This is a genomic window from Vulcanisaeta sp. JCM 16159, from assembly GCF_001316265.1.
GTDB lineage: Archaea > Thermoproteota > Thermoprotei > Thermoproteales > Thermocladiaceae > Vulcanisaeta.
On sequence record NZ_BBDN01000003.1, the window covers coordinates 78,860 to 96,371 of the forward strand.

Sequence of the window (17,512 nt, forward strand, 5' to 3'; positions counted from 1 at the left end):
GGCGTTGATATGATGCAGATCAAGCTTGGTTTTGAGGAGTGGCGTAAGTTGGGTAAGGAGATTGAGAGGATTGCCCAGAGTGATGAGCTTGAGTTAATAATTAGTATGACGTTTGGATTTACAGGCATTGAGGGTAATGAGGGTGAGGAGGAAGAGGAGGTTGAGGAGGAGCATGAGCATCACCACCATCACATAACAGAATTGCCGAAGGAGGTCATCGAGGAATTGAATGATTTCATGGACATGCTAAAGACAAAGTATAATGCAAAGATTGATCACCACGTGCATGGAGACCACGCAGGCGTGGTCGCCTCAGTAATGACGAATGGTAAGGACGCAATAAACGTGTTTAGGAACATAATCGATGATGCAAAGAACTGTGAGAACTGCGTATTGGCTGGAATTGACGGGGAGTTTCACCTTGGTAATGACGTTAGTGTGATATTCTTTGGCGATAGTTATAAGTTGACATTCATATTACCTGCCCAGGACGGTAGGCGATTAATAATTAGTGAGGTAAATACCTAGGGCTTAACTCCTAGGTAAATCTCGATATACCTCCTCATTGTGTTATAATCAACTGCGCCAACCACCCTGTAGACCTCCTCACCATTCCTGAATAGTACCGTGGTTGGTATCGACATAACACCATACTCAGCGGCAACTTCTGGGTATGCATCGACGTCGATACGCCCAAAGAATACACTGCCCGCAAATACCTGAGCCAACTTATTGAGTATTGGCTCCATTATCCTGCAGGGTATGCACCAGTCAGCGTAGAAATCAATCACGGAAGCTGAACACTCCCTAATGTACGATACGAAGTTGGTATTATTAAGCGCTGTAATACCATTAGGACACGTAGGCCTATTAATTTGTGTTTCCCTGGCACGCGCCATTATCATTTCCTTGTATATCCTCTCAATTATCTCCCTCTCCTCATCCATCCTAAAGGACAGATTACTGAGCCTTTAAAAGCCGTTAGCGCTTGTTCACTCGCAAATCAACTCAGTACATACACACCATACACCTTATTAATATTGTCCACACAAAGTGTGTGTAGGAATTCCTCATTAATGAAACCATTTATTAAGTAACTCCTTAACTTCCTAATTAATGTCCACGGCGGTATCACAGCACCGGGTCTCTTAGGATCATCAATGAAGTCACTCTCAACAACGAACCTCGGCCCATGCTTAACGGCCTCCTCAAACTCGCCCCTCCTCCCCATGGGTATTGATGGCATTATACCATCATTACTAGCCATGTCAATCGTTACGGGTTCTGCATGATGCATAATAACACTATAGGCCTATTGCCCACCCTTTTAACCATATTTATTATTGATAATGCAGTGTCAATACCATTCCTCTCCAGGTGCAGGTGCACGATAGCATTGACGTCCTTGGCAACGCTGAATGCGTACTCTAACAATTCATTGAAGAGGTTAGTAACGTCATTAGGCACCTCCCAATGAGGCCTACCAACCTCGCCAATACCCACAGCCTTGCCTTCCCTAACATACTCAGCAGCTAAGTCAATCCCCCTTCTCATGAAGTCAAGAACCTCCTCCCTGGACCAACCCCTCCTGATTAATTCATAACCCTCGGCTGGGTGTAAACCAACAACAGCCACGGACTTAACGCCCTCCTCATTAATAATCCTGGCGGACTCCACAGTGATGTCGTACATCCTCCTAACACTGTCAAGATCTCCAGGCGTTAAACCTAGGCTCCAGGTGAGTAGGGCGACTATCACTATGAACCTGCCACCCTCCCTCCTAAACCTCCTCGCCAACTCCCTAGGCCCATGCCGATCACAGGTTTGTATGCGCATGGTTATCACAGAGTGGTAATTCCCTGCCCTGCATTGCCATGCGGTTCATGTTTTTATTAGGACTTAATTAATAACCCTTCAGGTGATACTTGGCAATCAATTACTGAGCACCCTAAGGAGCCTCGGCATTCATAGGTTATGTATACCCCACAGGCTCAAGTGTAATTATTACCTACCACAGTGCATAGCCGTGAATTTATTACTGGGTAAGTACGTACTGTGCCTAGGCGGTTTTGGTTACCGCGTAATTACGGAAATCAACGAACTTGAGGTGCTTGCGTCATCCTCAACGGGTACAATGCCATGCGATGTATACCTAACCAAGCCCGAGGATTGCTTGGTGTCACTGGATTTCCCAATTAATGCCCCTGAGAAGCCGCACTTCATAATTGACCTATCCCTCTGGAGCGATCATACAGATTCTGAGAAGAACGAACTCATAGAGCAGGTACTGGCGTCGATAAATACCGTAAGGAGGTACCTTTGGGACCCAAATCTGGAATTAACAAGTGTGAATGACGAGTTCCTCGATAAATTTAACAAATTCGCCAGGGGGTTTAGGCACGGCGTAGTTATTAGACGAGACCTATCTATCATACGCGGCAATGAGGTTATGCTTGATCCGGAGGGTGATTGCGTACTTAATGAGGAGTTGATAAGGAATGTCCATACATTCATTATTGGGGGTATTGTCGATAAGGAGAGGAGGATTAAGGGCGAGACGGCTAGGCTGTATAGGCTGCTTGGCCTTAGTGTACCTAGGTGCAGGATCGAGCTTAGGGGATCGATAATAGGCGTTCCTGATAGGATAAATAAGGTGATCGAAATAATACTAACGACACTATTTGAGACCGGTAATGTCGAAGCTGCGATTATCAGGGCTATGTCCAAGAGGGATAGGGTGAATAGGCTGTTTTATGAAATCCAAAGGGCTGCGTATAGGTTGCGTAAGGAGGGTAGCACCGTGCTTGTGATTCCGAAATCCATGGTAAGCAGGATAAATTGGGTCAATGCAACTGAGGAGGAATTGAATCTAGCACTAAGGAAGTCGCACATTTACGTGATTAATGACGAGGAACTAAGCAAATACCTATCACTCGGTATGGCTAGGCCCGGACCCCTAACGAGCAAATACGTAAGTAAAGCATAAAAACTCATAGGTGATTTGGCGAGCAATTATGCCAAGGCCGGCATTAAGGTCAAGGAGATTAAGGAGAACGCAAACTAGAACGCCGGGTGGCAAGCACGTAGTTCATTACGAAAAGAGGCTTGCCTCTAAACCAAGATGCGCTATCTGTGGAAAGCCACTTCAGGGCATTGATGAGGCTAGGGTTAAGACCAGACATGTTTCTGGTTTAACGGTATCGAGACCATACGGCGGCTATATTTGTCACAGATGCTTGGCCCTCGCCCTTAGGATGGCCGTACGATTGTCCTCAACGTGATTAGAAATGGGTATTGTAGCCATTAGTGGACAAGCAGCCAGTGGGAAGACCACAGTGGCCAGAGAATTGGCAAATAGGTTGAATTACAGATTTGTATCTGCTGGCGAGTTATTTAGGAAAATAGCCATTCAACGAGGCATATCGTTACTCGAGCTTCATAGGATTGCGGAGACAGACTTTAGCATTGATAAGGCCGTTGATGAGGAGACAATTAAGGAGGCTAGGAAGGGTAATGTAGTTATTGAGGGCCACTTAGCCGCTTGGATACTCAGGGATGTGGCTGATGTACGCATTTATCTGAAAGCCGATATTAAGGCTAGGTCGCAGAGGTTGTCGACTAGGGATGGTAAGTCAATTGAGGATGCGTTGAGGGAGATTAAGGCCCGGGAAGAATCAAATAGGAGAAGGTACCTAGCCATCTATGGCGTTGATATAAGCGATATCTCATTTTTTTGACCTCGTCATTGATACAACATACATAGATGCTAAGAAGGTCGTCGATATTATCTATGAGTATGTGTATAATGTATTACGTAATAAGGGCAGGTTTTAACTTAATACCCAAATCACGCGGCTAATTAATCCACCGTCGTTAATCCTCAACTAGCAACTTAAATCAAGTCGTCCCACAGAACCCACTCGGTAATGGATTCAGGAAGTAATTGAACGCACAGCTTTAAGGTTAAAGTCATAAGGGTGCTGATTAAACTCATTAATGCTAATTTTTATGCTGAGCCAATATACTACATCCTTAGTGATTACATTTACTTAGCCTAATATCTTTCGATACGCCCTTAGCCAGGTATAGATTGATTCACCGCCAGCCACGTACTTGTCCTTCATGAGCCTGTAGGCCGATACGTAGCCTTATAGACGAGGTACGCGTAATAGCTATTAAGCTTTGCCTTGATCACGTTAGGCTTGTCGGACTTCGCCATAAGGAGGGCCATGTGGTATGCGTAATACTCCCTGGTCTTGACATCACCGTTCCACCACTTATCATAGAATATGTCGAGAAAGCTTAGGTACTCATCGATCTTATCCTTAAACGGGTCCCTCACGTGCCTTGCCAATACTTCCCTTAATTCATCCTTCCACGTCCTCACCTCCTTGGGCTGTATAATACTCATCAGAGTAGCTAGTTATCCCTCTTTCTATTTAAATCTTTCTCTTTTTAATCAAAAGAGAAAATGATTGCACCATACTTAGGTTATCCAGTAATTAGGCTTGCCTTAGCTCCTGAGTTACTTAACAAATACTGAATTGCTTGATAGGTGTAATCCGCTATAATTTTTAGTAATGTGTATGATAAATAGCCCAGTTTATAAATAATATATCCTCCTATATATAGTAAATCACTAACTTGCTTATCTCCAATGCTAAATATGTATGCCTTTAGCTCAGCCTTAAATGGAGCGACTATTGAGTAGATCAGGCCAGAGCCACTATAACTAGTAGTACCTCGAAAAACACCCTAACAGCACTCATATTTAATTATACTTGATGAATTAATTAATTAAATATTTCGTTTAATCGAATACGAGAATATCCTCATAGGTAGAAGGCTATTGATGCGTAACCCACGGTCTCCAATGTATAGCACTGGTGTCGCCAGACGTGGCATGCCTCAGTAGTACCACGTTCTTAACGCCAAGTCTCTTGGCTGCAATTATCGCCGTCGCAATTGCACCATAACCACAGGCTGACACATCATAACGCTCAATAACATCGAAGAAGGAATCCTCATCAAGTCTAAGGACTGGGTCTATGGCCTCATGTCCTTCTCAGTGGTTATTTCATGAGGCTCATAATGATTCCAATCACTGGAAGCCACATAGACTATAGAACTTGGCTCATGACTTGATATTACCTCGGCAATTGCATTGCAAGATCCTTAGCCACCTCCTTTGTCTGTCTCCAAATTATTATTGGCACGATCTTCACGTTATTGCCAAACATGTACTGTATAAAGGGTAATTGAACCTCAAGTGAGTGCTCCTGGACAAAGGCATAGGTGTCAGGTTCCAGATACTTAACCCTACTCATCAGTTCCTTGGCCACCTCAGAATCAACCTCAAGAGTACCAAGCGGAGTTTCCCAGGCACCTTCGGGTATATGGCTACGGGTGCGCCAATGCATAGTGATTAGGCCCAACTAGGATGAATGTCCTTGGGCTGTGAAACCTATAAATCTCGGCGAAGGACATGGCGGCCACGGGACCCGAGTATATATAGCCTGCATGTGGGACTATGACTATGGGCACGGCCTTAAACCCCTCACGGGGCTGCTTAACTAATTGACCGGGGCCTAGTGGATGGCTTATTGACCATTCAATCTGCTTGATTAATTTATCCCTATTAGCCTCATAGAATGCGCCCGCAACCGCTGGTTTGCGTACCTTGGCCATACAGTGATTAGTCTAGGCCGGGAAAATAAACGCTTTACTTTGCATTGATTAGTTAATTAATCAGTGTTTTATTGGCTAACTCCCTCAATCGATATCTTGACCTCGAATTCCTCAGGTGGCACGGGTAGGTCCTCATTCTCCTTCAACTCACCCCTAACCCTGAGCACTTGCCTAGCCAATAGCCAGTATATCAGCGCCAAGCTCCTCCTACCCTTATTGTTGCATGGTATTATCAAGTCCACGTAGGATATCGGCGTGTCCGTATCCACGAGAGCGATGACTGGTATACCCATCGTGGCTGCCTCTTCAATTGCCTGCGCATCCGCCTTCGGGTCAGTGGATATTAGTAGGTCAGCCTCTATGTAGTGGTTAAGGTTCGGGTTTGTGAATGTCCCTGGTATGAACCTACCCGTTATCGCCCTACACCTAACGAATTTGCAGAACATCTCCACGGGCTTGAAGCCATAGGGCTTGGCTGAGTAGGCTACCACCTTCTCAGGGTCATACATAGTAATCATCTTGGCCGCAATCCTGATCCTCTCATCAATCTTCCTAAGGTTGAGAATCCTAAGCCCATCAGGTCTCACGGAAAACACGAAGCCCCTCCTCTGCAGATAGGCGTTGGACACCCTAGTACCAAGCCTAACGCCAGCCGCTAGGTAGCGCTCAATGGCAATTAGCAGCTCCTCCTGCGGTGGAACCGGCGCAAGTCCTTCCTCACGGGTTTCCTTACGTTCCTCACCCATTGAGAACTACGGTGAAGAATCTAATTAATAAGCATTTCACTACGAAGAATTTAATAGTGAACGTTAATGCCTAAGCCTTTGGACTAATGATTGATTCATCCTGGCCGCCTTACCCATGTAGTCCTGAATCCTAATCAACTCATTAAGCTTGGCAATCCTCTCACCACTAAGGACCCCGCTCTTTATTATCGGTGTCCCAAAGCCAACGGCAATGTGGGCCAAGGTCTCATACTCAGTATCACCAGATCTATGGGACACCACCGGCGTGTAGCCGTTGGACACGGCTAACCTAACGGCCTCCCAAGCCCTTGATAAGGTGCCTATTTGGTCGGGTTTAATTATTATGGCGTTTGCAGCACCCTCCTTAATGCCCCTGGATAACCTGGATGGATTCGTCGTGAATAGGTCATCACCAACAACTAGGCACTTGTCGCCTATAGAGTCCGTTAGCTCCGCGAAGGATTGGAAGTCCTCCTCATGGAATGGGTCCTCGACATAGACAAGCCCGTACTTCTCAATCAACCCCCTAACAAACTCAAGCTGTTCCTTGGGCGTTCTTGAAACCCCCTCATTGGTGTATACGTACTTTTCGCCATTCCATAGTGTTGATGCGGCCATGTCAACGCCAATCCCTATTTCAAATCCCATCTTGGAACTAACCTCCTTAACGGCTCTGCTCAGTATATCCAATGCCGCGTTAGTGGATACCTTGGCTGACCAGGCACCCTCATCATTACGACCACCGGTAAACGTTGGGTCAGCCTTAACCAACTCCTTAAAGACGGCCCTATGAACCTCAATGTTGGCTTTAATGGCGGAGTAAATGTCCTGTGCGCCGTACGGTAGCACCAAGAATTCCTGAATATCAGGGCCAAGCCCGCGGCTATGCTTACCACCGCCAATTACATTACCGAGTGGGTACGGCAAGTCCCTGATATTAGCACCACCAAGGTGTTGATAAAGCGGTATCTCCAGGCGTTCGCCGCCGCCCTGGCGGTTGCCATTGACGTAGCTATCGCAACCGCACCGCCTATCCTCGAGAAGTTCTCTGTACCATCGATCTCCTCAAGCCTTGCATCAACCTCGCCCTGTATTGACGCGTCCAAACCCATTAGGTCGGGTGCCACGCTCTTCTCAAAGGTACTAATTGCCAGATCAACGTCGTTATTGGGGAAGTAAACGACCTCGTGAGAGCCCCTTGATGCACCGGCCGGTGCTGCCGCCCTCCCATAACCATCCGTCAGGTATACCTCAACCTCGACGGTCTCCTCACCCCTTGAGTTAAAGATTTTCCTGATACCTAAATCCTCTATGGTCGTGTCTGGCATAAACCCTAGTAAGGTGAAGAGCTCCAGTATTAATGTGTTATTAGCGGTAAGTATACGTTTACTTTACGTATATGTATCACATCATTACCCAGTTAGTATAGCCCTTGCAATATCAATTATTGGATATAACGTGTTGGAATTAACGACGATTCTCGCGGCATTAGCTACCTCCTCACTAACAGGGTTATAGGCTATGGAGTACCTAGCCTCCTGAGCATCGGCAAGTCCATGTCACTATCGCCAACGGCCATGACGTAATCCCAATCAAGGCCCAATTCATTAATTAATTCGTGAATAATATTCTTATTCTCGACATTCACCTTAACCGAGATTAATGAGCCGTCCTCATCGAATATTAATTCATTACTCACGAAATAATTCACGTAATCCCTAATGGGGATGCCTGTGTAGTTCAGGCCACCACTAACCGCAATCACTAACACGCCATTATCCTTAAGGAACTTCAGCAGTTCTAGGGCGCCTTTCCTCAGGGTTATGGAGACCTCGATCCAGGTCCTGGGCACGTCCATCCAGAGAAGGGCGTCCACGAGCGCCCAATCCCTATAATTAATGAGTCCTGCCTTATACGCCTCCCTATTTATCGAAGCCCAATCATCTGTACCAAGAACCCTGTGCAGGTGCTGCCATGCTGACCTGAAGTACGTGAGGACTCCATCAACATCGAGAATTGCCGCCTTAATCATTACTCATCACCAATGCTCACGTCCTTGATTAGAAGTCTAATCATTAATAGTCCATTCCTGTGCCTAGCATGTGAGCTCTTTACGGTGACTGGCGCAGATAATTCCTTAATGACCTTAATGAGTAGATGTCTCCTATTATTGTCCTTAGCTTTAATGAAGAGCTTATTATCGTTAAGGGCCTTCACGGTTATACCCTCCCTATTAATGCTTAGAACTTCGACCTTAGTGATCACATGAACATCTTCAACTCTAATTATGTGCTTAAGCTCCCTATACCCTTCGTACTTAGGTACCTCCCAATTACCCAAGTCATCCCTAATCACTATATCCATAATGTTCATTAAATCTTGCATAAAAGCGTTTTTAAAGGTATAATACGTCATTCCCGAGTATGCCCATTGACTTCAGGGATTGGTCCTCAGGCGCTATAACGACGCTTGAGATGAGGGTCATTGATAGGAACGCCGCCTACATGGGCATTGATAGGCACATACTCATGGAGAACGCAGGTAGGTCTGTGGCTACAACCGTCATTGAGAGGTACCCAAAGGCCAGGAGGATACTCGTTGTTGCTGGGCTTGGTGATAATGGTGGTGATGGTATTGTGGCTGCTAGGTACCTACACTCATGGGGTAGAGATGTTAAGGTTATTCTACTGGGCCGTATTAGTGATGCCAAGGAGGAATTGGTTGTGGATAACCTGGGCATTCTTAGGGGGTTGAATGTTGAGATAATAGAGGCTCCAACACCCTACGACTTACTCGCTCATCAGGAGGTCTTTCACCCATGGGCTGAGGTTATAATTGACGCAATCATAGGAACTGGGATTAGGGGTGTTCTTAGGGAGCCGCAGGCAACGGCTATTGAGTTGATCAATAAGTCATCGGCGTATAAGGTAGCCGTTGACATACCCAGTGGGTTAGACCCCGACACCGGCGAGGTTAGGGATATCGCCGTTAAGGCCCACGTTACCGTAACGATGCACAGGCCTAAGGTTGGCTTGGTTAAGGAGGGTGTTTCCCAATATGTTGGTGATTTGGTAGTTGCGGACATCGGGATTTCTGAGGAGGTAGAGCACATCGTCGGTCCCGGCGACCTATATTACATGAGCTATGCCAGAAGGCCCGACTCTAAGAAGGGCGATAATGGGCGTGTACTATTCATCGGTGGTTCCAGGGAGTTCACAGGCGCCATTTACTTAGCGGCTAAGGCGGCACTTAGGACCGGGGTCGACCTATCAGTGGTTATGGCCCCTAGGGATGTGGCCAGGGACATAAGGGCTCATGACCCAAGCATAATAGTTATACCCCTGGATGGTGACTACCTAATGCTTAATCATGTGGATCAAATAATGGAGCAAGTTGGTAAGTCCCATGTAATAGCTATTGGGCCTGGGCTTGGGCTTAGGGAGGAGACTATGAGGGCAGTTGTTGAGTTGGTCTCCAGGGCTGTTGATGTTGGTAAGAGGGTGGTCATTGATGCTGACGCCATTAAGGCAATTGGTGAGTTGAAGAGGCAGGATTTAATAACGAAGAATGTAATTGTAACGCCGCACGCCGGCGAATTTAAGTGGTTGACGGGTGTCGATGTTACTAAGGAGGTTAACACTTGGTCGAGGGCTTTGATGGTGCGTGACGTGGTTAAATCATTACTGAGGGGCGGTGTTGTGTTGCTTAAGGGTAATGTTGACATAATAACCGATGGGCAAAGGTATAAGCTCAACTTCACTGGTAATCCAGGCATGACTATTGGAGGCACTGGGGATGTGTTGACTGGTGTTGTTTCGGCATTAATGGTTAAGGTCCAGGACCCACTTGAGGCAGCCGCAATTAGTGCTTCGTGACAGGGCTTGCAGGTGATTTAGCAGTTAAAGATCTCGGCTATCACATATTACCAACTGACGTTATAGATAACATACCTAAGGTATTCAGGAGATTAATGAACATTGATGATATTGTTAGATCATCGATTCATCCACAGGCCTTAAAGCTAATCGGTTAGACATTAATTATCAGTAGCCTGGAAGATCATCAATTACTGCTCAGGGTCCACCATAATCATCATTAACATTCAGAGGAGCCATAAATTAATTAAGCTTATTCTAATGGCATGTGTACTATCCTCCTACTCCGTGTTGAATATCTATGCCTACCTCTCTCGCGGGACCTCCTAATGTCTAAAGCTACGTCCAGTGGATTATAGGTGATTGTTACGTTAACAACATCATCGTTTGCACAAGCAACAATATGCATTTTAGGGTTGTTAATTAATATTACCTCACAATTATAGTTCAAGCTATGATACTCATTGCCGTTATAATCGCCTATTAATTGTTTCTTAAGTGCCATCCATAACGTTTTACTTATTACTATTGTTTCCCTAATCATTCTATTTAACTAATTCAACCCCAAATAAATAAAGGTTTCCTCACAGTAATTCAAAAAAACATGAATAGAGGCTTGACTTTTATTTCCTCGATACAAACCGCGTTAAATACATCGTAGCCTGTAACGAATGCAATGCTTATTCCTAACTTCTAAAAGCAACGAGATGTATGAGTAGCAAGTTAGTCAGTGGGAGGATTCATACGGACACTGGCGCATTATCACTATTAATAACTAATTATGCATTCTCCTTGATTACCCTATTGTTGATCAATAAATACCACGTTAATATTATTAGATTAGTATTGACAACGGGTCTCGTTATATTAAATATCGCAAGCCTTGTAAGAGCCCACCTAGGCCTGATATCCAGGAGGGGCTTAAGCGATTATTTACTGTTTCTAATAAACACGGCTCCCTATTTGCTTCTCATCCCTTACCTAGGTATTTGGGTAGTAATACCCTTAATACCCCTGGCTTTATTTATGGCAGAGGTAATGCGTGGGAGAGGTAGGTCGGTAATGGCTAATGTGTCTGGGACCGCCTTAATAGCATCAACATATCTTGCATGGTATACTCTCATGGGTGGTATTTTGATTAATCTGTTTGTGGCTGTGTCGATAGTATGGGTTACCTACCATGCATTTTCAGCATTATACGTGGAGAGCAAGTTGCCGTTTAGGCGGGGTATTAAGCCGTACCACTCATCAATGCTTTGGTTTATAAGCTTACCTGCCCTAGCCTATGGGCTGTACATCACTAGTGGTACACTGTCTCTGGTGGTATTGATTGAGCCATCGCTTAGGGCGTTAATTGCCATTAAAGAGGATAAGTTATCCATGGGTGATTTAAGACGTAGGATTAGGGAAATTGGTATTGGCCTATTAATTGAGTCTTTGGTGCTGGCCACCCTGGTCTTGATTCTTATTTATGCATTGGCGTGATCATTAACGGGAAGTATTGTGTTCATGAATTCAACTACCTTATATGTGGTATTTTGATGAATGTAATAATTGCTATGGGGTGTAAGCGGTGTATTTCATGAATACATTTCATAAACGGGATTGAGCCTTATGTTAGTGCTAGAGTTAAATGGGTTTACCCAGTAGTTATGGTATTGTGACTTATAGAGAAATAGTTATAAGGACATAAGTAGTAATAGATCTAATGGTACCGAGTACTTCAGATGAGGTTGAACGGCTTTTCCGAAGTAAGATGAGTGATGAAATGTACCGAAAACTAATGAACATTAATAACCCTGAGCTTCACAAGTTCATAGCCTGGGCCATAGACCTATGCAAGCCTGATTCCGTGTTTATAAACACAGGTAGCCCTGAAGATTTTGATTACATTAGGAGAAAGGCAATAGAGACTGGTGAGGAGATAATGTTGAAAACCCCTGGTCATACCGTTCACTTTGATAGTCCTTACGACCAGGCCAGGGCCCGTGAGGACACAGCCATATTATTGCCTGGTGGCCAGAAGCTTCCCTTCATAAGGACCAAGGACCGTGATGAGGGATTGAAGGAAATGTATTCACTGCTTAACGGTATAATGAGGGGTAGAGAAATGCTCATTGGTTTCTACTCACTGGGGCCTAAGGGCTCGCCCTTTAGTATATTGGCTGTTCAAATAACGGATTCCTACTACGTAATGCATAATGAGAACATACTATATAGGGCTGCCTATGACGAGTTCGTCAAGCAGGGTGAGAGGGCTAGGTTCCTCAAGTTCCTTCATTCACAGGGGGAACTTAACGAGATGAAGCAGAGTAAGAACATTAAGCAGAGGAGGATTTACATAGACCTTCCTGGCGAGACTGTGTATTCAGTAAACACGCAATATGGTGGTAACAGTATTGGTCTCAAGAAACTGGCCCTTAGGCTCACGATTAAGAGGGCCATGGAGGAGGGATGGCTTAGCGAGCACATGTTCCTGATAGGCGTTGAGGGGCCAAATGGCAGGGTCACTTATTTCACCGGCGCATTTCCATCATATTCAGGCAAGACGTCAACGGCAATGCTCGGTAGGTTAATCGGGGATGACCTCGCATTTCTAAGGAATGTCAATGGCGAGGTTAGGGCGGTTAATCCAGAAATAGGCGTCTTCGGGATAATCGAGGGTATAAACCCAATCGATGATCCATTAATATACGAGGTGCTTATGAAGCCCAATGAGATAATATTCTCGAACGTGTTAATTACCGAGGATGGTGAAATATACTGGAATGGGATGGGTAAGCCAGAGCCTGAGAAGGGCATTAACTACACGGGTAAGTGGTGGAGGGGAAAAACCGATGATAAGGGTAACCCAATACCACCATCGCATCCCAACGCCAGGTTCACGGTATCACTAAAGGCATTTAAGAACCTGGACCCTGCCTATGACGATCCAAGCGGTGTTGTTGTTGGTGGAATAATATTTGGTGGTAGAGACCCTGACACGCTTGTTCCCGTCTTTGAGTCCTTCGATTGGGAGCACGGCGTAGTCACGATAGCCGCATCCCTTGAGTCGGAGAGGACTGCGGCAGTAATCGGTAAGCTGGGCGAGAGGGAGTTTAACCCAATGGCCAACCTAGACTTCCTATCCGTGGACTTAGGCGTTTACATAACGAATTACCTGAAGTTTGGCGAGGGCCTTACGAGACCTCCAAAGATATTCGGTGTTAATTACTTCCTTAGGGATGAGCAGGGCAGGTTCCTGAATAGTAAGGAGGATAAGAGGGTTTGGCTTCAGTGGATGGAGAGGAGGGTTCATAACGAGCTTAACGCCATAACAACACCCATAGGCTATATACCGAGGTATGAAGACCTGAAGGTCTTGTTTAAGGAGGTGCTCAATAGGGATTATAGGCTTGAGGACTACACGAAGCAGTTTGCGATAAGGGTTGCAAAGTTACTTGAGAAAATAGACAGGATTTGGAAAATATATTCGGAAATACCTACGACACCGAGGAGGTTCTTCGAGGTACTTGAGGAGCAGAGACAGAGGTTGCTGGATGCCAGGAGTAAGTACGGCGACGTAATACCACCGCAGAAGTTTGAGTGAATTTGGCAATCAATCTTCCTTGTTCAAAATCATTAATTTATATTGAGAACCACTGAGTCTAATGGCAGTATCTATTATCTGTAACTCGCTCTTTGTGGCTAACGTCACCGCGCGGCCGCTCCTATCAAACCTTGCGGTTCTGCCTATTCTATGAATATATGTCTCCGGGTTACTTGGTACATCGAAATTAATTATTAACCTCACATCAACTATGTCTAAACCTCTGGAGGCTAAGTCGGTAGCTACTAGGACTGCGTCTCCATTCTCGTCTCTAAACCTCCTTAGTACTCTCTCCCTCATGTACTGCTTCATGCCACCATGAAGCAACAATGCATGGTAATCCTGGGACAACTGCCTGTACAGTCTATATGCCCTCTCCCTAGTATTTACAAAGACTATGGACTTACCCGCCAGCTCCCTTGTCATTACACCGTACTTCTCCCTCCAAAATCCACTAACCAGGTATACCACTTGTTCAACACGCGGTAACTCATACTCGTGACTACCAGTCCTTAAAAAGATAGGATTCCTCATGATGCCACGTAATAATTCATACACGTCCCTAGGCAACGTCGCCGTGGCAGCATAGGTCTGCCTCCTATTGCGTGCCAGGCTCGATATCACACGGACATCATCTATAAAACCCATATCCAGCATCCTATCTACCTCATCAATAACGAAGTAATCAACACGACCCAAATCAATATAGGACCTCCTCACTAGATCCAGTAATCGCCCAGGCGTCGCCACAACAAGGGATGCGTCCCTTACAGAGCTTATTTGTTCGTCATAAGGCACACCGCCATAAACAACGGCGTGCTTAAACCCAAGGTACTTATTGAAGTAGGTAAATTGCGAAGTAACCTGAAGTGCCAATTCACGGGTTGGCACGATTATTAGGGATTCCGTAACCTTACCAACCATGGAGTTCATTATAGGCAGTAGATAGGCCGCAGTCTTACCACTGCCCGTTCGGGCCTGCATGGCGATGTCAATGCTTTCCAAAGCTTTCGGTATGACTAAGCTCTGAATCTCTGTGGGTTTCTTAAATCCAACATCAACCAGGGCCTTCCTAAGTTCCTCTCTTAGTTCGTCAAATACCTCATTCATTCAGCACCAATAAACTGGGCATTAATAAAACGGAGCCTAAGCAAGCATTCCCTCCTAATTGCTGGAGATGACTCTATGAATTGGTGCAGTAAATATTATTAGGTAGGTTAGGTAATGAAATAATATTGGCATAAATGGCGTTACGATGGTACGCAAGGGCTAAGCAATATAAGGCATTGAGTAAGGACATGCTTAATAGGGGGTTCTACCCAGAGGCATGCTTTTTTTGCGCAGCAGGTTGTTGATTTTTATCTTAAAGGTAAGCTCATAGAATTAACGGGCTCGAGATTATATACGCATTCAATAGTCACGCTGTTAAACCAGGCGATCTCAATACTTAATAAGCCCATTAACAATGATCTCATTAAGTGCGCTAAGCTCCTCCTGAGCAGTACATAGGGTCTAGATACCTGATGCCCGTATGATTGATTATGATAAGGATGATGCTGAGGATTGCCTCAGGTGCATGGAGATAGTGATGAACTACGTTTAGGGAAGTCCTCCTAAGAATGCATCGTGAAATTGAGGAGTGGATAAGAGAGCTATGTAGTGAGGGTTACACAGTCATATTATTTGGTTCGAGAGCCCGTGGCGAGCTAGGATAGACAGTGACTGGGACCTGCTCATCATAGGTAATGAACCACCCACTGAGCCGCCAAATGACCTAGCCCAGGTACATTACGCCAACGCTCTAGCGGCTGAAAGGGAAATTGAGAACTTCAACACAATATTCCTCGACGCATTCTATGAAGGTAAGCTATTATGCGGTGATGTTCAATAAATTGAAGAATAAAGTCCTTAACGTGACCAGGGATTTCGTAAAGACGAAGGACGGATGGATAGGAATAAGGTAATAGAAACTGGCGGGCCCGGTGGGATTTGAACCCACGACCTATGGGTTAAAAGCCCACCGCTCTACCTGGCTGAGCTACGGGCCCGGTATTCATTAATTATTTGTACTTTTAAGGTTTTATGTTGCCTTAGCTTTTTAATTGCGGTATTTTTATTATGCTGTGTCTTCGATTGTTGATGTTAGGCTTGGTGATTACCATGGTGAGTGGGTTTTGGATAGTGGTGTTGTTAGGTATGTTGAGCACATAGGCGGTGATGTTATTGAGGCCGAGCTTAAGGGCTGTAGTGAGGATTACACCGATTGTGTTATTGATGATGTTGTTAAAAGGCTTGGTGATGAGCTTAAGCTCCCTAGGTCTGTTCTTGGTTCGGTGAGGGCTAGGCTTAAGGTCCTTGGTTTCCCACTGGTGATTATTCTGCGTGAGGAGGTTAATGTCTCAATCGTCGAGTTCAGGGGTAAGAACGGCAATGCCCAATTGATTATTCGCTATCAACTTATTTCCTGAGGAGGATTACCCTGAGCACTGCGTATAATATGAATGCTATTACGAAGATTACAAGGGCCAATAGCGCTATTCCGCCGAGCCCCAGCTTCACGTATGAGTAGCTGCCCAGGATGCTTCCTAACCCCATGCCGAACCCGAGCACTAGGCTGTATAGGCCCATTGCTGAGCCCCTCATACTTATCAATGCCTCATCACCCGTCAATGCTAGTATTGACGGTACCACGGCGGATGCATGAATATGAAGGGGGCCGAGGCGGCGACGGCGATTATTGGGTTAACACCCAATAGGAGTAATACAGTTAGTATTATGAGGCCAATACTCACGCCAGCAACTCCAATACTCATGGTCCTTAACCTGCCAAGCCTGTCCGATATGTAGCCAAAGAATACAGAGCCTAGACCGACCACTAACGTTGCGCCTAGGAAGAGGGCACCAACGTGTATCGGCATCACACCCTTAATGCTCCCTATTGCTCTGCCCGAGTATATTGCGGCGCCAAGGATTGTCGTTATTGAGAACCAGATGGGTAATGTCGGCACCACCCTCTTCGAGACACCCCTTAATGGGTTTAGGTATACAGTGCCGATGGTTGGTTTCGTCTCGACTATGTACCTAAGAACAACTGCGTAAAGTATTATCAATAGTATTAACAGCATTATGAACGCCGTGGATCCCTTCACCACTTGGTAGAGTATTGAGCCAATCATGTAGCCAAGCGCATAACCGAATATGTTTATGAAGTCGAAGACCCCCATGCCCAATCCCCTGTATCCTCTTTCTGTTATGTCCGTTATCATCGCCAGCATGGATACGAGTACCAAGGCCGCGCCAAAACCCATTGCACCGTTAAATACGGCAGTGGCTAATGGGTTCTTCAGTAGGGCTATTGCTATGTATATTAATGCCATGAATATCAAAATCCAAGTATAACCCATTATCAATGTTAGTTTCCTGCCAATTTTATCAGCCATGTAACCAGCCACGAAGGAGCTTAGGGCCTCAACGAATGGGTATGAGGCGAGTATTAGGCCGATCATTATGTTACTGCCTGGTGATAGGTAGGATATTAGGAACGTGTTTGCTCCCGACCCAATCCTAATCATCAGTATTGGAAGGTACGGCAACAGCGCCTTACTACTTCTCAT

At 45.4% G+C, this 17,512-nt stretch carries 21 protein-coding genes, 1 tRNA gene and 3 pseudogenes; 11 read left to right on the top strand and 14 right to left on the bottom strand.

Annotated elements, in window-relative coordinates:
- Window positions 1–9: 9 nt before the first annotated feature.
- On the top strand, window positions 10–528 hold the full coding sequence (locus JCM16159_RS03275; RefSeq protein ID WP_054856942.1) for a hypothetical protein: 519 nt from the start codon (window positions 10–12) through the stop codon (window positions 526–528).
- Here JCM16159_RS03275 and JCM16159_RS03280 read toward each other — a convergent pair.
- From JCM16159_RS03280 to JCM16159_RS18420, 3 genes are read right to left on the bottom strand one after another with little or no spacing between them, the layout of a single operon-like run.
- Window positions 525–947, bottom strand: coding sequence for a co-chaperone YbbN (locus JCM16159_RS03280; RefSeq protein WP_054856943.1), 423 nt, complete (start codon window positions 945–947; stop codon window positions 525–527). The two genes, JCM16159_RS03275 and JCM16159_RS03280, sit on opposite strands and share 4 nt — an antisense overlap.
- 56 nt (window positions 948–1,003) lie before the next feature.
- Window positions 1,004–1,297 (bottom strand): hypothetical protein, encoded by a 294-nt coding sequence (locus JCM16159_RS18415; RefSeq protein WP_367834248.1) that lies wholly within the window; start codon window positions 1,295–1,297, stop codon window positions 1,004–1,006.
- Complete coding sequence (locus JCM16159_RS18420) at window positions 1,276–1,836, bottom strand: TatD family hydrolase (RefSeq protein WP_367834249.1); 561 nt, start codon at window positions 1,834–1,836, stop codon at window positions 1,276–1,278. The genes JCM16159_RS18415 and JCM16159_RS18420 overlap by 22 nt, the downstream gene beginning before the upstream one ends.
- A gap of 82 nt (window positions 1,837–1,918) precedes the next feature.
- Here JCM16159_RS18420 and trm10 point away from each other — a divergent pair, with 82 nt between their 5' ends.
- From trm10 to cmk, 3 genes are read left to right on the top strand one after another with little or no spacing between them, the layout of a single operon-like run.
- On the top strand, window positions 1,919–2,986 hold the full coding sequence (trm10, locus tag JCM16159_RS03290) for a tRNA (adenine(9)-N1)-methyltransferase Trm10 (protein WP_054856944.1): 1,068 nt from the start codon (window positions 1,919–1,921) through the stop codon (window positions 2,984–2,986).
- Window positions 2,987–3,014: 28 nt separating this feature from the next.
- Entirely contained in the window at window positions 3,015–3,281 is a 267-nt protein-coding gene (locus tag JCM16159_RS03295; protein ID WP_054856945.1) for a 50S ribosomal protein L34, read from the top strand.
- A 6-nt stretch (window positions 3,282–3,287) separates the two neighbouring features.
- Window positions 3,288–3,737, top strand: coding sequence for a (d)CMP kinase (gene cmk, locus JCM16159_RS03300; RefSeq protein WP_243665744.1), 450 nt, complete (start codon window positions 3,288–3,290; stop codon window positions 3,735–3,737).
- Between the two features lie 383 nt (window positions 3,738–4,120).
- Here the strand turns inward: cmk and JCM16159_RS03305 are convergent, their stop codons facing one another.
- From JCM16159_RS03305 to JCM16159_RS03330, 6 genes and pseudogenes are all read right to left on the bottom strand, one after another.
- Window positions 4,121–4,411 carry a hypothetical protein gene (locus JCM16159_RS03305; protein WP_243665745.1) on the bottom strand — a complete coding sequence of 97 codons (291 nt, stop codon included), beginning with the start codon at window positions 4,409–4,411 and terminating at the stop codon, window positions 4,121–4,123.
- Between the two features lie 421 nt (window positions 4,412–4,832).
- A pseudogene (gene amrB / locus JCM16159_RS03310) lies at window positions 4,833–5,688 on the bottom strand (AmmeMemoRadiSam system protein B).
- Window positions 5,689–5,756: 68 nt separating this feature from the next.
- Window positions 5,757–6,434: a 30S ribosomal protein S2 gene (gene rpsB, locus JCM16159_RS03315; RefSeq protein ID WP_054856946.1), complete on the bottom strand. Its 678-nt coding sequence runs from the start codon at window positions 6,432–6,434 to the stop codon at window positions 5,757–5,759.
- 63 nt (window positions 6,435–6,497) lie between these two features.
- A pseudogene (locus JCM16159_RS03320) lies at window positions 6,498–7,762 on the bottom strand (phosphopyruvate hydratase).
- Window positions 7,763–7,953: 191 nt separating this feature from the next.
- Window positions 7,954–8,466 carry an HAD-IB family phosphatase gene (locus JCM16159_RS03325; RefSeq protein WP_243665746.1) on the bottom strand — a complete coding sequence of 171 codons (513 nt, stop codon included), beginning with the start codon at window positions 8,464–8,466 and terminating at the stop codon, window positions 7,954–7,956.
- Window positions 8,466–8,807 (bottom strand): hypothetical protein, encoded by a 342-nt coding sequence (locus tag JCM16159_RS03330; protein WP_243665747.1) that lies wholly within the window; start codon window positions 8,805–8,807, stop codon window positions 8,466–8,468. Before JCM16159_RS03330 ends, JCM16159_RS03325 begins: the two co-directional genes overlap by 1 nt.
- 50 nt (window positions 8,808–8,857) lie before the next feature.
- Between JCM16159_RS03330 and JCM16159_RS03335 the strand changes: the two genes are divergently transcribed.
- Window positions 8,858–10,309 (top strand): NAD(P)H-hydrate dehydratase, encoded by a 1,452-nt coding sequence (locus JCM16159_RS03335; RefSeq protein WP_367834250.1) that lies wholly within the window; start codon window positions 8,858–8,860, stop codon window positions 10,307–10,309.
- Window positions 10,306–10,467, top strand: a complete 162-nt coding sequence (locus tag JCM16159_RS18425; protein WP_367834251.1) for a hypothetical protein — start codon at window positions 10,306–10,308, stop codon at window positions 10,465–10,467. Before JCM16159_RS03335 ends, JCM16159_RS18425 begins: the two co-directional genes overlap by 4 nt.
- A 95-nt stretch (window positions 10,468–10,562) precedes the next feature.
- On the opposite strand, the gene JCM16159_RS03340 is transcribed toward JCM16159_RS18425, so the two are convergent.
- Window positions 10,563–10,853 carry a hypothetical protein gene (locus JCM16159_RS03340; RefSeq protein ID WP_054856947.1) on the bottom strand — a complete coding sequence of 97 codons (291 nt, stop codon included), beginning with the start codon at window positions 10,851–10,853 and terminating at the stop codon, window positions 10,563–10,565.
- Between the two features lie 167 nt (window positions 10,854–11,020).
- Here JCM16159_RS03340 and JCM16159_RS03345 point away from each other — a divergent pair, with 167 nt between their 5' ends.
- Both JCM16159_RS03345 and JCM16159_RS03350 read left to right on the top strand, forming a co-directional pair.
- Window positions 11,021–11,794 carry a hypothetical protein gene (locus JCM16159_RS03345; protein WP_054856948.1) on the top strand — a complete coding sequence of 258 codons (774 nt, stop codon included), beginning with the start codon at window positions 11,021–11,023 and terminating at the stop codon, window positions 11,792–11,794.
- Between the two features lie 223 nt (window positions 11,795–12,017).
- On the top strand, window positions 12,018–13,898 hold the full coding sequence (locus JCM16159_RS03350) for a phosphoenolpyruvate carboxykinase (GTP) (RefSeq protein ID WP_054856949.1): 1,881 nt from the start codon (window positions 12,018–12,020) through the stop codon (window positions 13,896–13,898).
- Window positions 13,899–13,907: 9 nt separating this feature from the next.
- On the opposite strand, the gene JCM16159_RS03355 is transcribed toward JCM16159_RS03350, so the two are convergent.
- Complete coding sequence (locus tag JCM16159_RS03355) at window positions 13,908–15,008, bottom strand: DEAD/DEAH box helicase (protein ID WP_054856950.1); 1,101 nt, start codon at window positions 15,006–15,008, stop codon at window positions 13,908–13,910.
- A 195-nt stretch (window positions 15,009–15,203) separates the two neighbouring features.
- Here JCM16159_RS03355 and JCM16159_RS14130 point away from each other — a divergent pair, with 195 nt between their 5' ends.
- Together JCM16159_RS14130 and JCM16159_RS14135 are read left to right on the top strand one after the other, a co-directional pair.
- The gene (locus JCM16159_RS14130) at window positions 15,204–15,407 is read left to right on the top strand and encodes a HEPN domain-containing protein (protein WP_243665847.1); all 204 of its coding nucleotides are present in this window, start codon (window positions 15,204–15,206) and stop codon (window positions 15,405–15,407) included.
- 110 nt (window positions 15,408–15,517) lie between these two features.
- Window positions 15,518–15,862, top strand: a pseudogene (locus JCM16159_RS14135) (nucleotidyltransferase domain-containing protein).
- Between the two features lie 7 nt (window positions 15,863–15,869).
- Here JCM16159_RS14135 and JCM16159_RS03360 read toward each other — a convergent pair.
- Window positions 15,870–15,946, bottom strand: a tRNA-Lys gene (locus JCM16159_RS03360).
- A gap of 75 nt (window positions 15,947–16,021) precedes the next feature.
- Here JCM16159_RS03360 and JCM16159_RS03365 point away from each other — a divergent pair.
- Entirely contained in the window at window positions 16,022–16,366 is a 345-nt protein-coding gene (locus tag JCM16159_RS03365) for a hypothetical protein (protein WP_054856951.1), read from the top strand.
- On the opposite strand, the gene JCM16159_RS14140 is transcribed toward JCM16159_RS03365, so the two are convergent.
- Window positions 16,356–16,589: a hypothetical protein gene (locus JCM16159_RS14140; RefSeq protein WP_243665748.1), complete on the bottom strand. Its 234-nt coding sequence runs from the start codon at window positions 16,587–16,589 to the stop codon at window positions 16,356–16,358. The two genes, JCM16159_RS03365 and JCM16159_RS14140, sit on opposite strands and share 11 nt — an antisense overlap.
- Window positions 16,571–17,512: an MFS transporter gene (locus tag JCM16159_RS03370; protein ID WP_243665749.1), complete on the bottom strand. Its 942-nt coding sequence runs from the start codon at window positions 17,510–17,512 to the stop codon at window positions 16,571–16,573. The genes JCM16159_RS14140 and JCM16159_RS03370 overlap by 19 nt, the downstream gene beginning before the upstream one ends.

Bases quoted from the DNA above. Each gene is read 5' to 3' on its own strand.
- JCM16159_RS03275 (WP_054856942.1), top strand. From the start codon at position 10: ATGATGCAGATCAAGCTTGGTTTTGAGGAGTGGCGTAAGTTGGGTAAG.
- JCM16159_RS03280 (WP_054856943.1), bottom strand. From the start codon at position 947: ATGGATGAGGAGAGGGAGATAATTGAGAGGATATACAAGGAAATGATA.
- JCM16159_RS18415 (WP_367834248.1), bottom strand. From the start codon at position 1,297: ATGCATCATGCAGAACCCGTAACGATTGACATGGCTAGTAATGATGGT.
- JCM16159_RS18420 (WP_367834249.1), bottom strand. From the start codon at position 1,836: ATGCGCATACAAACCTGTGATCGGCATGGGCCTAGGGAGTTGGCGAGG.
- JCM16159_RS03295 (WP_054856945.1), top strand. From the start codon at position 3,015: ATGCCAAGGCCGGCATTAAGGTCAAGGAGATTAAGGAGAACGCAAACT.
- cmk (WP_243665744.1), top strand. From the start codon at position 3,288: ATGGGTATTGTAGCCATTAGTGGACAAGCAGCCAGTGGGAAGACCACA.
- JCM16159_RS03305 (WP_243665745.1), bottom strand. From the start codon at position 4,411: ATGAGTATTATACAGCCCAAGGAGGTGAGGACGTGGAAGGATGAATTA.
- rpsB (WP_054856946.1), bottom strand. From the start codon at position 6,434: ATGGGTGAGGAACGTAAGGAAACCCGTGAGGAAGGACTTGCGCCGGTT.
- JCM16159_RS03325 (WP_243665746.1), bottom strand. From the start codon at position 8,466: ATGATTAAGGCGGCAATTCTCGATGTTGATGGAGTCCTCACGTACTTC.
- JCM16159_RS03330 (WP_243665747.1), bottom strand. From the start codon at position 8,807: ATGAACATTATGGATATAGTGATTAGGGATGACTTGGGTAATTGGGAG.
- JCM16159_RS03335 (WP_367834250.1), top strand. From the start codon at position 8,858: ATGCCCATTGACTTCAGGGATTGGTCCTCAGGCGCTATAACGACGCTT.
- JCM16159_RS03340 (WP_054856947.1), bottom strand. From the start codon at position 10,853: ATGATTAGGGAAACAATAGTAATAAGTAAAACGTTATGGATGGCACTT.
- JCM16159_RS03345 (WP_054856948.1), top strand. From the start codon at position 11,021: ATGAGTAGCAAGTTAGTCAGTGGGAGGATTCATACGGACACTGGCGCA.
- JCM16159_RS03350 (WP_054856949.1), top strand. From the start codon at position 12,018: ATGGTACCGAGTACTTCAGATGAGGTTGAACGGCTTTTCCGAAGTAAG.
- JCM16159_RS03355 (WP_054856950.1), bottom strand. From the start codon at position 15,008: ATGAATGAGGTATTTGACGAACTAAGAGAGGAACTTAGGAAGGCCCTG.
- JCM16159_RS03370 (WP_243665749.1), bottom strand. From the start codon at position 17,512: ATGAGAAGTAGTAAGGCGCTGTTGCCGTACCTTCCAATACTGATGATT.